Source organism: Streptomyces sp. NPDC058872, assembly GCF_042743065.1.
Classification (GTDB): Bacteria; Actinomycetota; Actinomycetes; order Streptomycetales; family Streptomycetaceae; genus Streptomyces.
In genome coordinates this window covers 35,496-50,326 of the sequence record NZ_JBHYMK010000007.1, presented here as the reverse complement: position 1 = coordinate 50,326, position 14,831 = coordinate 35,496, and the positions used below count along the sequence as shown (strand labels likewise).

At 73.6% G+C, this 14,831-nt stretch carries 12 protein-coding genes; 7 read left to right on the top strand and 5 right to left on the bottom strand.

The genetic code is table 11. The features are described 5' to 3' along the window. Positions 1-60: 60 nt before the first annotated feature. From ACFW22_RS06235 to ACFW22_RS06215, 5 genes are all read right to left on the bottom strand, one after another. Positions 61-348 (bottom strand): WXG100 family type VII secretion target, encoded by a 288-nt coding sequence (locus ACFW22_RS06235; RefSeq protein ID WP_386399670.1) that lies wholly within the window; start codon positions 346-348, stop codon positions 61-63. 78 nt (positions 349-426) lie between these two features. Next, entirely contained in the window at positions 427-765 is a 339-nt protein-coding gene (locus ACFW22_RS06230; RefSeq protein WP_386399667.1) for a hypothetical protein, read from the bottom strand. Between the two features lie 121 nt (positions 766-886). Beyond that, complete coding sequence (gene eccB / locus ACFW22_RS06225) at positions 887-2,428, bottom strand: type VII secretion protein EccB (protein WP_386399662.1); 1,542 nt, start codon at positions 2,426-2,428, stop codon at positions 887-889. Between the two features lie 57 nt (positions 2,429-2,485). Beyond that, on the bottom strand, positions 2,486-3,865 hold the full coding sequence (gene eccD / locus ACFW22_RS06220) for a type VII secretion integral membrane protein EccD (RefSeq protein WP_386399659.1): 1,380 nt from the start codon (positions 3,863-3,865) through the stop codon (positions 2,486-2,488). 135 nt (positions 3,866-4,000) lie between these two features. After that, positions 4,001-4,411, bottom strand: coding sequence for a hypothetical protein (locus ACFW22_RS06215; protein ID WP_386399656.1), 411 nt, complete (start codon positions 4,409-4,411; stop codon positions 4,001-4,003). A gap of 309 nt (positions 4,412-4,720) precedes the next feature. On the opposite strand from ACFW22_RS06215, the gene eccCa reads away from it, so the two are divergent. The 7 genes from eccCa to ACFW22_RS06180 all read left to right on the top strand — a co-directional run bounded on the left by eccCa (position 4,721) and on the right by ACFW22_RS06180 (position 14,814). Further along, positions 4,721-8,776: a type VII secretion protein EccCa gene (gene eccCa / locus ACFW22_RS06210; protein ID WP_386399653.1), complete on the top strand. Its 4,056-nt coding sequence runs from the start codon at positions 4,721-4,723 to the stop codon at positions 8,774-8,776. Next, positions 8,773-11,091: a hypothetical protein gene (locus ACFW22_RS06205; RefSeq protein ID WP_386399650.1), complete on the top strand. Its 2,319-nt coding sequence runs from the start codon at positions 8,773-8,775 to the stop codon at positions 11,089-11,091. The genes eccCa and ACFW22_RS06205 overlap by 4 nt, the downstream gene beginning before the upstream one ends. A gap of 141 nt (positions 11,092-11,232) precedes the next feature. Further along, on the top strand, positions 11,233-11,370 hold the full coding sequence (locus ACFW22_RS06200; protein WP_386399647.1) for a hypothetical protein: 138 nt from the start codon (positions 11,233-11,235) through the stop codon (positions 11,368-11,370). A 76-nt stretch (positions 11,371-11,446) separates the two neighbouring features. Then, positions 11,447-12,040, top strand: coding sequence for a hypothetical protein (locus ACFW22_RS06195; RefSeq protein ID WP_386399644.1), 594 nt, complete (start codon positions 11,447-11,449; stop codon positions 12,038-12,040). A gap of 766 nt (positions 12,041-12,806) precedes the next feature. Beyond that, the gene (locus ACFW22_RS06190) at positions 12,807-13,178 is read left to right on the top strand and encodes a hypothetical protein (RefSeq protein WP_386399641.1); all 372 of its coding nucleotides are present in this window, start codon (positions 12,807-12,809) and stop codon (positions 13,176-13,178) included. A 739-nt stretch (positions 13,179-13,917) separates the two neighbouring features. Continuing rightward, complete coding sequence (locus ACFW22_RS06185) at positions 13,918-14,304, top strand: hypothetical protein (protein WP_386399639.1); 387 nt, start codon at positions 13,918-13,920, stop codon at positions 14,302-14,304. A gap of 96 nt (positions 14,305-14,400) precedes the next feature. Continuing rightward, positions 14,401-14,814, top strand: a complete 414-nt coding sequence (locus ACFW22_RS06180; protein ID WP_386399636.1) for a hypothetical protein — start codon at positions 14,401-14,403, stop codon at positions 14,812-14,814. The last annotated feature ends 17 nt before the right edge of the window (positions 14,815-14,831 follow it).

Here is a 14,831-nt window from a genome sequence, read left to right as displayed (position 1 = left end):
GGACCGGGAGCGACGGGACCCGGCACGCCGGCGCGAGGACGGCGGGCCGGGCCCGGGGGATCAGCGCTGGAACAGATAGGCGCTCTTGCGGTCACCGTTGCGGATGATGCCGTGGGCGTCGGCCAGCAGGTCCGCCCCCTTGTCGAACTGGTGCGACAGCGTGGCGTCCAGGTCGTTCACGATCTGCTTGAACTCCTCGAACTCCTTGGCCGCCTCGCCGGTGAACTCGGACTGGATGGCGACGAGGCGCTGCACGATGGTTTTCACGGCCGAGCTCATGGCGGCTGCGACCTGCTTCATCTGGTCATTGGCGTCCTGAAGGGCGCCGTGGTTGATTTCCATGTCCATGGAGTCCATGCGCGTTCCTTACGGCAGAGGGGAGGAAGAGAAGAAGGGAAGAAGGTCGAAGGGGGCGCTTCGCCCAGGTCACTTGCTGAGGACGTCGTAGACGTCGCCGTCCCACATGTCCATGTTCGCGTCCGCCTCGCCGGCGGTGTCCGTCATGACCTTGCTGGTCATGCCGACGGCGTCCACCAGGTCCTTGTACTCGGCCATCACCGTGCGGTAACCGCGCTGCCAGTTCTCGATCTTCGCGATGAACTTGGTGCCGGCGGTGGACTGCATGCTGCCCGCGACCTGCCGTGCGATGTCCTCGGACTGGGTATAGGACCGCTCCATCGTCTGGAGGTGGTCCTCCAGCTCGTTCAGGGTCTGGGTCAGTACCGCTGACGAGACCTTGAGGTTGGCGTGGGGCGTCTCGGACACCTGAACTCCTTCGATCGTACGGTCGGTGGGTTCCCTTCAAGAAGGAACGGGCCTTTCCCGGCCGGGGGTTCACGACGGTCCCGGGTTCGCCACCGCGGGGGCGCCGGTCCGTCCCCGGCCCTCACGGCGCCGCCGGGTCCACCGCCCGCTCGGCCCCCGTGGACGCGCCCTCCACGGCCCGTACGCCCTCCACGCTCCTGTCGCCCGCCGGCTCCTTCCCGGGACAGACCGGCGCCGGCACGCCCGCCGTCGCGTCGACGAGCCCCGCCGCCGCCAGCGCCGACGGGTCCAGGGCCGGGCCCGACGGCAGCAGGGACAGCAGCGTCGCCGGTACGCCCACGTCCGCCGGGCCCGGATAACCGAGGGCCTTCACCGCGTCCTCTGTCGGCAGCGGGTACTTCACGCCGTTGTCCGCGACCAGGTACGTCGTCCCGGCCGCGCCCGCTCCGGACAGCGCCCGCACCAGCGCGCCACCGCCGGGCCGCACGGCGACCAGGTCCGCCGCGCCGCACGCGGCCGTCACGCCCGGCTGGGGCGTCACCGGACGGCCCGCGACCGCCGCCGCGTCGACCACGGTCACCAGGGTGGAGACCCCGTCGTCGACCGCGGGCCGCACCGCCGTGCAGACGCCCTGCCGGGACCCCGGCTCCACCAGCTCCGGCGGCGCCTCCGGAAGGCCCTCGGCCGGCAGGGTCCCGCCCGGCGCCGAGTGGGCGGCCAGGTCGGCGGCGCCCACCGCCACGGCGACCGCCGGCGCCCCCGCGTACGCCTCCCGCTGCGTGCGCGGATCGCCCCGCAGCAGCTCGAAACGGGTGCGGTCGAGCAACGCCAGGCCCGTGCGGGTCAGCACGTACGGCTCGCCGCCCGGACCCGTGAAGAGCTGCCCGACCCGGGTCTCCCGCCCGGCCAGGGCGGGACCGGCCGCACCCCGGCCCGCGATCCGCGGCAGCGCCAGGTCGGGTCCTGCCGGAAGGGAGTTGAGGTAGGTCGCCGCCACGGGGAACGGGGTGGCCGTGCCGTAGCCGAGCGCCGTCGCCGCACCCGCGCCGAGCCGCAGCCGCCGCCCCTGCCACAGCACGTGCTCGGTGCCGTCCGAGGCCGTCACCAGGATCCCCTGGTCCGGACCGAGCACCCGGCCGGTGTCCGCCGCGCCGACGGCCACCGACACCACCGGGCCGGGCCGGCCCGACGCGCCGGCCGCCACCAGACCGCACGCCAGCCAGTCGCCCCGTGCCAGCGCGGACGCGGCCGGCAGTCCGTCCGGCGCGCCCACGATCCCCAGCGGGCCGCCGCGCGGCACCGCCCCCAGCGATGCCTGGCCGACCTGCGTGACGGTCATCCTGGACCCGGCGACCAGCCGGGCACTGGCCTGGTTGAGGACCGGCCGCAGCTCCCCGCCGACGAACAGGTACCGGGCGCCCGTCTCCTTGACCACCACCAGGGTCCCCGGCTTGGCCCAGCCCGTCGAGCCGCCCGGCTTGATCGCCCCGTACAGGCCCATCACCAGGGCGATGACCACGGCGATGAACAGCCCGGTCCGCATCCCGCGGACGGTCCGCCGGGTCGGGAGGTCCAGCGCGTCGGGCTCGCCCCGCAGCATCCCGGCCCCGAGCCTGCTCATCACGAACAGGTGGGCCTGCACCTGGTCGCGCCTGGACTGCATGTCAACTCCTGGAGGGGGAAGGTACGTCGGGCGTCGGGGGATCTCGGCGCGGGGCGCTCAGCCGGTGAGCCCGCGCACCCAGGTGAAGACCCCGGCCTCGGTCAGCGCCAGCGGGATCAGGCTCAGCGCCAGCGCGCTGTGCAGCAGGTCGGCTGCCCGACCCCAGTACGGCAGCAGTCGCCGCCCCGGCACGGTCCACGAGAACACCGCGAGCGCCGCGGCCACCGCCACGAGACCGGCCAGCAGGCCGAGCCGGCCCGTCGCGCCGAGCGAGAGCGCCCACCCGGCCGCGAGCAGCGCCAGCCCGTACACGCCCGGCACGATCAGGGCCAGCCGCTGCCACCGGGAACCGACCTCGCGGACGTGCAGGACCAGCAGCAGCGACAGCACGGCCGCCAGCGCCGTCGGCGCCCAGCCGGGCGCACCCGCCATCAGCGTGAGGCAGGCCGCGCACAGGGCGCCGGTCACCCCGTGGAAGGCGGTCAGGTAGCCGTCGGCCACGGCGGCGCGGTCCACGACCTCCCGCGCCGGATACGGCTCGATGTCCTCCTGGAGCTCCTCCGCCCGGCGCGGCAGCGCGGGCAGCTTGAGCCCCGACAGCCGGAAGGCGAAACCGGGCAGGAACGTCCCGAGGGCCACCACGAGCACCGCAAGCGCCCCCGCCGTCTCCGACGGCGACAGTCCCACCAGGGAGAGGGTCCCCGCCACCGACGCGGCGACCGAGGTGACGACCAGTCCCAGGAACAGCGGCGCCGAGCAGGCCACTGACGCCAGCGCCAGCACCGAGGCGCCCGCCGCCGCCGAACCGCCCGCCAGCAGCCGGGCCGCCGTCAGGTCGCTCTCCCCGGCCGGCAGCAGCGACCCGGCCAGCGCCAGGTAGGGCACCGCCGCCGCGCCGAGTGCCGTACCGGCCCCCGCGTCGCCCACCGCCCGCGCGGCGCTGCCCGCGCCGAGCAGCAGCAGGGCCCCGGTGCCGGCCGCCGCCACCACCCGCAGCGGGCCGAGCCCGCCGGACAGAGCCAGCAGCACGAAGCCGCCCGCCAGCGCGAGCAGCGCGACGCCGAGCGCCAGGTGGTGCGTGAGGGTGGGGCTCCAGCCGTTGCCGCGCTGCTCCAGACCCGCCGCGACACCGTCGACGACGTCGTCGAAGTGGACCTCCGGCAGGGCCTCGCGGCGCATCCGCAGATAGATCCGCTCGCCGTCGTGCAGCCCCAGGGCCTCCGCCGTCCGCTCCTCGTCCAGCGGCTCCTCGCCGAGCCGCTGGAGCACCCAGCCGCCGGCCTCGACCGCCTTCTCGTCCAGGTCGTCCCCGGAGTAGCCGACGATGGTCGGCAACAGGTCCGCCAGGGGGACGTCGGCCGGTACGGAGAGCTCGACCACCTTGTGCGGCCCGTGGAACCTCAACCGGCACAGCCCCGCCACCGCGCTACCGCTCACTGCCCGCGTGTCCTTCCCGCTGTCCAGCCGAGGTGGGAAACCCTCGGCGGACATGGGGAACGCAAGCACGGTGCCGTCGGGTTCAGTCCCTCCGGCCGCCGCGCCGTCCGTGGGCATCCCGCCGCCGCACGGCGCTCAGCCGTTCCCGCGCGCCGCGTCCCGCAGTTCCCGTACGAGCGCCTCGACGCCCTCCTCGCCGCGGCTGGCCACCAGGGCGGCGGCCAGCTCGGCCACCGACCGCCGCTCGTCCTCGCTCCAGCGAACTGCCGAAGGATGCTCGTCGACCACGAACACCCGCGCGATCAGCACCGCCTCCGGATCCGGCAGTCCGGCGGGGGCCGTCGTCCCGAGCATCCGGACGAGCACGCCGATCACCTCGGCCGCGGTGGCCTCCGGCACGTCAAGACCGGTCACGGTTCCGGCGAGCGGGTCCTCGTCCTCCGGGCCGACGTCCGGCAGCCACGCACGGGGCGGCACCCCCGCCCCGTACAGCTTTCCGGCCCCAGGGCCGTCACCACTGCCACCGCCGGATCCGGTCCCGTTCACCGCTCTCCTCCCCACGCCGTCCCGGCGAGCATACGTACACCGCCCCGGCCTCCCCGGCGACCGCCCGGGACGGCGTCCCGGGCGGCCCGCCGGGCATCCGTACGCGCGCACGCTCTTCCCCCCGATCTCGGGTCCCTCCCTGCCGCAGGGATCAACGCGCCTCCCCTCCGTCGGGGTTCACCCGGCGCTCACCCGAGGGAACCGCACGGTCGGGGTGAACCGTCCCGCACCCCCCGTCCGTTCCCGACTGACGAGGAAACCGCACGAAGTCGGCCGCCCGCGCGCACCGGGCGTGAGGAGCGTTGTTCGTTGAGCGTGGTGCAAGTCAACCGCCCGCCGCGGCGGCCGGGACCCGAGATGCCCGACGGCGAGATCCAGCTCCAGGAGCCGCCCGGCCTGCCCGAGAAGCAGAGCGGCGTGGGAAGCATCATCACGATGGTGCCGATGGCGCTGTCCTCGCTCTCCATGGTCTTCATCTTCCTGCGTCCCAACGGCGGCGTGATGACGTACATCGCCATGGGCACCATGGCCGTGTCCGCCATCGGCATGATCGTGACCCAGATCATGCGCGGCAACGCCGACCGCAAACAGGAACTCACCGGCGAACGCCGCGACTACCTTCGCTACCTCGCGCAGATGCGGCGACAGGTCCGCAAGGAGGTCCTCCGCCAGCAGGAGGCCCTCGCCTGGCGTCACCCCGCCCCGGCCGAACTCCCCTTCCTGGTGAGGACCTCGCGCCTGTGGGAACGCCGCTCCTCCCACCCCGACTTCAGCGACGTGCGGATCGCGCTGGGCTCCCAGCGGCTCGCCGTCCGCCTCGCCCCGCTCGCCACCAAACCGGTCGACGACCTCGAACCGCTCAGCGCCCACGCGCTGCGCCGCTTCATCCACGCGTACGGCTCCATCGCCGACCAGCCCGTCGCCATCCACCTGCGCGGTTTCGCCCACGTCCTGATCCGCACGGGGGACACCGACCCCGCCACCAGGACGGACACCACCGCGGAGGCCGGCGCGGAGACCTGCCCCGATGACGACCGGGCCCGCGCCCTGGTCCGTGCCGTCCTCGCCCAGATGGCCACCTTCCACGCCCCCGACGAACTGCGCGTCGCCGTCGTCGCCGCCCCCGACCGGCGGGCCCACTGGGAGTGGACCAAGTGGCTCCCGCACGCCCTGCACCCCCACGAGACCGACGGTGCCGGACCGCTGCGGCTCGTCGCCGGCAGCATCGGCGAGCTGGAGCAGCTCCTCGGCGAGGAGTTCGGCGCCCGGCCCCCGTACGAGCCCGACGCCACCCCCAGCCGCGACGAGCCCCACACCGTCCTCGTCCTCGACGGCGCCGTCCTCACCGCCCCCCACCGGGTCGCGCTCGGCGGCTACCGCAACGCCACCGTCGTCGACGTCGGCTCCACCCTGGAGTGGAAGCACGGCCGCCTCACCCTCCGGCTGCGGATCACCGGCGACCCCGACGCCCCCGGTGCCCTGGAGATGGTCGGTGCCGACCGCAACCGCAAGGACCAGATCACCCCGCTCGGCGTCCCCGATGCCCTCACCCCCGCCGCCGCCACCCGGCTGGCCACCGCCATGGCCCCCTACCGCCTCGGCGACAGCATCGACGCGGGCGAACCCCTGGAGACCGACTTCGACCTGGCGGGCCTGCTCGGCATCCCCGACCTGCACCGCTTCGACGTCAAGGAGCAGTGGGCGCGCCGCAACCAGTCCAACAAGCTCCGCGTCCCGCTCGGCCTTGGCCCCGACGGCACCCCCATCGACCTCGACATCAAGGAGTCCGCCCAGGGAGGCATGGGCCCGCACGGCATGCTCATCGGTGCCACCGGCTCCGGCAAGTCCGAACTGCTGCGCACCCTCGTCCTCGCCCTGGCCCTCACCCACTCCTCGGAGATCCTCAACTTCGTCCTCGTCGACTTCAAGGGCGGCGCCACCTTCCTCGGTCTGGACGGCCTGCCCCACACCTCCGCCGTCATCACCAACCTCGCCGACGAGGCCGACCTCGTCGACCGCATGCGCGACGCCCTGCACGGCGAGATGGTCCGCCGCCAGGAACTCCTGCGCGCCGCAGGCAACTACGCCTCCCTCCTGGAATACGAGACCGCCCGCGCCGCCGGCACCCCGCTCGACCCGCTGCCCACCCTCTTCGTCGTCGTCGACGAGTTCTCCGAACTGCTCGCAGCCCACCGCGACTTCATGGACCTCTTCGTCATGATCGGCCGCCTCGGCCGCTCTCTCGGCGTCCACCTGCTGCTCGCTTCCCAGCGCCTCGACGAGGGCCGTGTGCACCAGTTGGAGTCCCACCTGTCGTACCGGATCGGCCTGCGCACCTTCTCCGCCATGGAGTCCCGGGGCGTCCTCGGCGTCCCCGACGCCTACCAGCTGCCCTCCCAGCCCGGAAACGGCTACCTGCGCAGCGACATCTCCACCCTCAGCCGCTTCAAGGCCGCCTACGTCTCCGGCACCTACCGGCCCAAGCGCCGTCCGAACGCCCGCCGTTCGGTCATCGAGAGCCAGGTCGCCGCCCTCGGCACCGAGTACGTCGCCCCGCACGTGCTGCCCACCATCCCCGAGCCGGAGGAGGAGACGGGCCCCGAGGAGACCGGCACCCTCCTCGCCGTCGCAGCCGAACACCTCACCGACGCAGGTCCGCCCGCCTACCAGGTGTGGCTGCCGCCGCTCGACGTGCCGCCCACCCTGGACGAACTGCTGCCCCCCATCGGCCCCCACCCCGAGCACGGCTTCACCGCCGAGGGCGAGGTCCGCGGCACCCTCAAGGTTCCCGTCGGCGTCGTCGACAGGCCCTTCCAGCAGGTCCGCGACCTGCTCGTCGCCGACCTCGCCGGCGCCGACGGCCACATCGGCATCGCCGGCGCCCCGCAGTCCGGCAAGTCCACCCTCATCCGCACCCTGATGACCTCGCTCGCCCTCACCCACACCCCCACCGAAGTGCAGTTCTACTGCCTGGACTTCGGCGGCGGCGCCCTGTCGAGCCTGCGCGGCCTGCCGCACGTCGGCGGCGTCACTGGCCGGCACGACCCCGACCGGGTGCTGCGCACCATCGCCGAGGTCAACGCCGTCGTCACCCGCCGCGAGAAGTACTTCGCCGAGCTCGGTATCGACTCCGTCGCCGCCTTCCGCCGCAAGAAGGCCGCCGGGGAGCTCCCCGACGACCCGCACGGCGACGTGTTCCTCGTCATCGACGGCTGGAACACCCTCCGCCAGGAGTTCATGGACCTGGTCCAGCCCCTCACCCTCATCTCCCAGCGCGGCCTCAACTACGGTGTCCACCTCGTCGTCGGCACCACCCGTTGGGGCGAGATCACCGGCGCCCTGCGCGACCAGCTCCAGACCCGCTTCGAGCTGCGCCTGGGCGACCCGGTCGACTCCGTCGTCAACATGCGGGCCGCCGGCAAGGTCCCCAAGATCCCCGGCCGCGGCCTCACCGCCGACCAGATGCACTTCCTGTGCGCGCTGCCCCGCATGGACGGCATCGGCACCGCCCACGACCTCGGCGAGGGCGTCGCCGACCTGGTCGACGTCGTCGCCGACCACTGGACCGGCCCCCGCGCCCCCGAGGTGCGGATGCTCCCGCTCGTCCTCGACGCCGCCGACCTCCCCGCCCCCCAAGGCTCCCTGCGCATCCCGCTCGGCCTGGAGGACACCGAGGTCCAGCCGCTGTGGCACGACTTCTCCCAGGACCCGCACCTGATCGTCGTCGGCGACAGCGAGACCGGCAAGACCAACCTGCTCAAGCACATCGCCACCCAGGTCATGCGGGCCTACACCCCCGACCGGGGCCGCCTCATGCTGGCCGACTTCCGCCGCGAGATGTACGAGACCGTGCCCGAGGAGTACCGCCTCGGCTACGCCGTCTCCGCCGACCCCCTGCGCCAGATGATCACCGGCGCGGGCAAGGCGATCGCCAACCGGATTCCGTCCGCCGACATCACCCCGGACCGGCTGCGGCGGCGCGACTGGTGGAGCGGACCCGAACTCTTCGTCCTCGTCGACGACTACGACCTCGTCAACGGCTCGATGTCGGCCCACCCCTTCGCCGCCGTCCTCGACAACCTCGCCCAGGGCGCAGAGATCGGCCTGCACCTCATCGTCGCCCGCTCCGCCAACGGCGCCTCCCGCGGCCTGTCCGATCCGCTCCTGCGCAAGCTCCAGGACGTCAACACCCCGGCCGTCCTGCTCTCCTGCCCGCCCACCGAGGGCTACCTCTTCGGCGGTACGAAGCCGAAGGTGCTGCCCACCGGACGCGCGCAGCACATCACCCGCCGCCGCACGGTCCAGCTCCAGACCCCGCTGCTCGACCCCGACGGCCGGACCCCGCAGAACGGACACCTCGGATGACCAGTCCCGCCCCCGCCGCCCCCGCCCCCGCCCCGGTCTCCGTCTCCGTCTCCGTCTCCGTCTCCGGGACGGGTACCCGCCCCGTCGGCCCGCACCTGGTGATCTCCTCCGCGGAGACCGCCGCCGCCCTGGCCCCCGTCCTGGACGGACTGCCCCCGCTGCCCGGCGCGCTCCTGGTGCTGGCTGCCGCCCCGGACGCGGCCCCGGTCCTCCGCCGCGCCCTGTCCGACCTGGTGCTCCTCGCCCGGGAACGCGGCGCGACCCGCCTCCTCCTCGCCGCCTCGGGCCTCGCCGCCCCGGGCGCCGGCGGCGCCCGCCCCGTACGCGCGGTGGCCATGGCGGCGGACTTCACGGTGATCGCCCCGGACGGTGTGGTGAGCGTCGAACCGGACGGCACGCTGCGCCTCGCGGAACCGGGCACCTGGTGGTTGGCGGAACCGGGGGAGGAGCCCCGCGAACTGGGCCCGGGCTGGCCCCCGGAGGCGGTGGAAGCCACAGAACCGGAGGCCGCAGAGGAAGCAGCGGTCGCAGAGGAACCAGCGGTCGCAGGGGAAGCGGAGGAACTGCTCCCGCCTCCCGCCCCGCCCGTCCCCGTCGTGGCGGAGTCCCAGGGCGGCGGGCACGGGTTCGGCACGGCGACGCCGGAGGAACCGGAAGAAGGCGCCCGTGCCGTCGCGGGCGGGATCTGGCTCGGGGCACTGCCCGAGGCGGTCGAGCCGCTGATCGGCGTCGCCCCGGGCACCTACCTCCTGGGCATCGGATCACCTGCCCGCCCCGCGCTGCCCGCCGCCGGCCTTCTGGCCCGGGTGCCGCAGGCGGCAGCGGACGCCCGGGACCTCCTGTTGGCAGCACCGTGGGCCGGTCCGTCCGACCTCGTCGCCATGGCGGTGGCCCTCGCGGACGGCCTCGACCGTACGGTACGGGCCGCGATCGGCCTTCCCGTACGGACGGCCGACGACCACGCCACCACGTTCCTCGACGGACGGGGCGCATCCACCTGGCAGCCCCTCCTGCTCGAACTCGCCGCCTCGCCGGCCCACCGCCGAGTGGCGCCGTCCGCGTGGCTGCGGCCTTCCGGACCGGAGGCGAAGGCCCCGGCCCTCTACGCGTGCGCGGACCTGCAGGACTGGGTCGTCGAACTCGTCCCGGCGGGCCTCTGGCTGCGTCCGGCGGACCGGCAGCCGGACGCCGCACCGCGCACGAGGCACCCCGACCCGGCCCGCCCGACCCTGATCGTGGGCGACGGCGAGCACCCGTTGCCGCCCGAGCTCCTGCACGCCCTGCCCGGCGTCCTGGCCGCGCTTCCCGACGTGGGGGCGACGGAACCGTACGGCCTGCTGCTCCACGGCACCGCGTCGGACGAGCAGCTGACACGCTCCTGGGCGGGGGAACTGGACCTGCATTGGTCGGGCTCCACCTCCTTGACCCCACCTCAGCAGGAGCAAGGGCAAGAACGGGAGCAGGAGCAAGGGCAAGAACGGGAGCCCGAGCAGGAGCCGGAGCCGCTCGCCCCAACACCGGAACCCACCACCACCTCGCTCCTGCCGGGCGGCCGCAGCGGCCCAGACGACCGGGCGGCCCTCCGGGAGCTTCTGGGCGAGGAGTACCACATCCTTGCCAGCAAGGCGGAGTTGCTGGCTTCCCGGCTGCCGTCACTGCGTTCCCTCGCACAGGACGGCCTCAAACCGGACCTGGTGGCCATCGCCCTGTACCAGGCGGACGCACCCGGCCTGGGGTCTCGCGCGGGGCTGGCCGATGCGGCGAGGGCGGCCGGTCCAGGCCCCTTCACCCCGCTGCTGCGCTGCCTGGACTCGGGTTTGCGCCGCCTGCCGGGGCACTACGGGGCCGTCATGCTCGCGGCTCCGGCGGAGGGAGTGCCGCTGGACCGGTACGCGCAGGGCTCGGTCCTCGTCGAGCCTGCGGCGGTGGCGGCCGTTCCGGCGTGCGACGCGGAACTGGAGGGCGCGGTGGAGTTCGGGGTCTGGTCCACCACCGGCCGCCGAACGTCCGTCTTCCTCGGTACGGACGACGAACCGGAGGTGGTGTTCCCCCCGGGCACCGCCTTCTCCGTGCTGGCCCTTCACCTGCCGGAGGACGACATGGCGCCGATCCGCGTCCTGCTCCGAGAGGTCTCCCTCGCGGAGACCGACCGCACGGACGACCGCTTCCGCAGGCGCGACGAACAGGCCCGCACCCGGCTGACCGAATGGTTCGACCGCAGGGACATGCTGGAACCCCACGACCGCCGCTCCCTCCCGGACGCCTCCCGCTTCCACGTGGCCCCCGGGGCCGGCCCGGGAAGTCGGGTTCGGTAGACCAGGGGTCGTCTTCAAACGGTCTCGAGTGGTGGACCATGTCCGAGTGACACGCCGCCATGAACTGTCGTATGCCGAGTGGGAGTTCGTCCGGCGGCCGCTGCCCAGGTCGTTGTGGGCGGGAAACTGCTGGATGATCGCATGGTGCCCAACAGGATCGTGTGGAAGCAGCGCTACCGGCAGCGCAGCAGGATGGAACGCTGCTTCAACCGGTTGAACCTGGGCTGGCAACCGCGGTCCGAGTGGAAGACCACCGGACCGGTGGGCGGCGGGTGCTGAACGCGGCCCTCAGCGTGTCGGCGACCAGTTCGGTTTGGTCTCGGCCCTTCGTCACGGACAGCCCCGAGGAGACGAGTTGATCACGGAGTACCAGCAGAAGTTGCGCGAGCGCTACATCGGGGCCGCCGTCATGCCGGCCCCGGAGCCCTGGCAGCCGGTGCTGGACCACAGGACCCCCATCGGGGGTCTGCTCGGCATTGGCTTCGCCGTCCATCCCGACAGCGGGCACGACCTCGTCATGGTCGTGTCCGGCGACGGCCACGGACTCTTCGACGCGGTCACGGGCGAGAAGATCGCCCGCGACCGGGACCCGGACCCGGACACCAGCACTCCGGACGCGTCGCCGGATCTCACCTGCCCCGGGCTCGGCCCGGCCGAGGGCACGCCGGTGCGAATCGCCGGGCTCTTCGGTGGCGGTCTGCACCGCACCACACCGGACGGCTGGACCCTGGACGTCGTCAGCCCCGAGTGGCCCCACGACCGCGTCATCCTCTCCGTCGACGGCGGCTCCCACAAGGGTCCGGCGGGAGGCACGTGGTGGCACGTCTTCCACTCCGAGCACTCAGAACTCCGCGCAGCCGGGTTCTCTCCCTCCGGCCTGACCCTGGCGGTCGCTACCAGCAGCGACCTCACCCTCTGGACCCGACCTGAGCCCCACTTCCACCACTGAGCGGGACAGCGGGACAGCAGGCGGAAGGCGAAGACGGACCGGGCAGCACTCGCCGGGGTGCCGGGAGGTCAGACCAGGGCTTCCGGACCCGAGGGAGCGGCGCTTCTCGACACGGGCGAGTTCGCCGCATGGGACGGCAGCGCGCTCAGTCACACGCACCCATGGACAATCCCCGCGTCTCTGACCGCTGACACCCTCGTGTGGTCCGACGACTGCCGCGCGCACGGTGGAGACATGGCCTCGCGACGGGTCCCTCGATGCGGACGCTGTGACGCTGTCCTGTCAGACGGAACACCCCACGGATCCCGGGTCTGCATCGACTGCCGGACGCTCACGGGCAGACGCATGAAGACCCTCCGTGCCGCCTTGGCCGAGCACGACGGGCTCATCGCCCACACCGGCGCGCCCGGGCCTGAGCATGCCGCGAGGGCGAAGGGCAGACTGGTGGCGGCCACGGCGACAGCGGAACGACGGAAGCGGGGGCATGTCGCTCTCTCCCTCCGTGGACGGTGCTCGGGTCTTGCGCGGAGGTGTCTTCGGGCGACGTGCCCGGAAAGCGTGCACACCGGGGATGTGCGACGGGGGCGCTGTTCCGCCCGGCAGCGGCGGCGGCGCGCCGTGCGGAGAGCGGTGCCGTGAAGCCGTGGTGAGAAATCCGAGGAGCAGGGGACGCGTCCGGTGGTGCGGGCGGCTTCCCACCGCATACCTACCGGCCGGTAATGTATTGCTCGTCCCAGGACGCCCCTCATCCGCCCGGAGGAACCCGATGGCCTCATCCGCCCGCCCCGCACTGCTTCTGGCCGGACTGCTCGCCACTGCAGGTGCGGCACACTTCGTCGCGCCGAAGCAGTTCGACACCATCGTGCCGGAGAGCCTGCCCGGGAGCGCCCGGGCATGGACCGCGGCGAGCGGTGCGGTGGAACTCGCGCTCGCCGCGGGACTCGCCCTGCCCGCGACGCGCCGGACGAGCGCCCGCGCTGCCGCGCTTTTCTTCGCGGCGGTCTTCCCGGCCAACGTGAAGATGGCCTACGACTGGCGCGACCGGCCGGCGCCCGCGCGGGCCGCCGCCTACGCCCGCCTCCCGCTGCAGGTCCCGCTCATCCTGTGGGCCCGCAAGGCAGGCCGGGCGCAGGTGTAGGCGACTTTCGCCCCGGTGCCGCCCCGGGGCCACCCGCAAGGGGGCGGCCCCGGGGCACGTGCGGGGCCGCCGCTCCACGGTCGGGCGGGACGGAGGGTGCCACGGCCTCCGCCGCGTCGCCGGCGCGGGCAGGCCGGGGCTCGCGCCTGCGTCCGTCGGGACGTCGCGGGCGAGGCACCCCTCGCACGACGGGTGACCGCAGCAGTGGGCGGGACCGAGGAGCTTTCCCCGGCCCGGCCCTCGCCGCCGCTGAGGCCGGACGGACCTGGGACGAGGGGGGCGCGGGGACCGGCCCGTGGGGCCGGCGGGGGTTCGCACCCGTGCCGGAGCGCCGTGCCCGCACGCCTCACCGCCGCCCGTGGGAGGAGAGAGTCAGCGACGAGCCCGCCGCACATGGAGCCCACCGTCCCGCGTCCCGGGGAGCGGCCCGGTCGTGCTGGTGCGGTAAGCGGTGCGTACCGGGTGCGGAGTGCATCGCGTGAGCCCGCATGAGGTGCTCATCGCGCATCGTCTCCAGGGTGTCGGCGGTGTTCGGGGGGCGCCCGGCCGACCCGGCCGATTCCCGTTCGCTTCTGACCGCTCCCGCGCCGCCCTGGGGCCATTGCGGTTGCGCGGTCACCGCCACAGCGGAACGGGGCGTCGCCGCCGGTCGCGCGGCCCGAACGCTGCCCATCTGATGACTGGTGATCACGCGGTGCGTAGGTCACGTCATCGCGCTTGTCGAGAACCCGAGGTTTCCATGCGCCGTCTCATCCTGCCCTGTGTCGGGGCACTCGCCGTCCCCCTCGCCCTCGCGGCCCCCGCTCACGCGATCCCGGACCCGGTGTTCGCGCCCTACACCCAGGCGGCCGCCAAGGTCGCCGCCGACGGCACCCTGCTGAAGCAGAAGAACGTGCTGGCCAGCTCCAAGTTCCAGACGGGGGGCTACTGCGTAAAGGTCGGGCCCGACGCCGTCGACCTCTCCGGCAGCATCGTCCAGGTCAGCGGCGGCCCGGCCGGTGGCAGCGTCCACGCCTACGAAACCCCCACTGCGGCCTGCGGCAACACCACCGACACGATCCTCGTCTACGTGCGCAACCTGAACGGGGCCGCCATCGACAGCCTCTTCACCGTCACCGTCCACTGACCGGGGCCCGTCCCGTCCGCGCACCCGTCGCTTGCCCCCCACCCCCCCATGCCCGGCTCACCGCACCGGTGCCGGGTACCCCGAGAGGCAGTACCCATGTTCAAGACGAAGAAGGCCCGCGTGACGCTGGTGGCCGCGTCCGCTCTCACCGCAGCGACCGTGACCGGCGGCATCGCGCTCGCCACCGGGATCGGCACCCCGGTCAGAGCCCCCCACACGCAGGCCGCCGGACTGATCAAGTACAACGGCGACGTCGACCGCGGCACCGGCATCTCCGAAGTCACCAAGGCCGGCACCGGCATCTACTGCATCAGGTTCGTCGACCCACGGCTGACGGTCCACAACATCACGCCCCAGACCGTGCCGGTGGCCGGAGTCCCGTTCGGCACCGACGCCTACCCGGCCTACACGAAGACCCCTCAGTGCGGCGACCGCGACGACACCCTCACCGTCACGGTCGGCATCGACGGGCAGTACGCCGACCAGGGTTTCTGGCTCCTCGTGCCCTGAGGAGACCGGTGACACGG

What these genes read in the sequence shown, in the direction of transcription:
- ACFW22_RS06235 (WP_386399670.1), bottom strand. Translation starts at nt 348, where the DNA reads ATGGACATGGAAATCAACCACGGCGCCCTTCAGGACGCCAATGACCAG.
- eccB (WP_386399662.1), bottom strand. Translation starts at nt 2,428, where the DNA reads ATGCAGTCCAGGCGCGACCAGGTGCAGGCCCACCTGTTCGTGATGAGC.
- ACFW22_RS06205 (WP_386399650.1), top strand. Translation starts at nt 8,773, where the DNA reads ATGACCAGTCCCGCCCCCGCCGCCCCCGCCCCCGCCCCGGTCTCCGTC.
- ACFW22_RS06200 (WP_386399647.1), top strand. Translation starts at nt 11,233, where the DNA reads ATGGTGCCCAACAGGATCGTGTGGAAGCAGCGCTACCGGCAGCGCAGC.
- ACFW22_RS06190 (WP_386399641.1), top strand. Translation starts at nt 12,807, where the DNA reads ATGGCCTCATCCGCCCGCCCCGCACTGCTTCTGGCCGGACTGCTCGCC.
- ACFW22_RS06185 (WP_386399639.1), top strand. Translation starts at nt 13,918, where the DNA reads ATGCGCCGTCTCATCCTGCCCTGTGTCGGGGCACTCGCCGTCCCCCTC.
- ACFW22_RS06180 (WP_386399636.1), top strand. Translation starts at nt 14,401, where the DNA reads ATGTTCAAGACGAAGAAGGCCCGCGTGACGCTGGTGGCCGCGTCCGCT.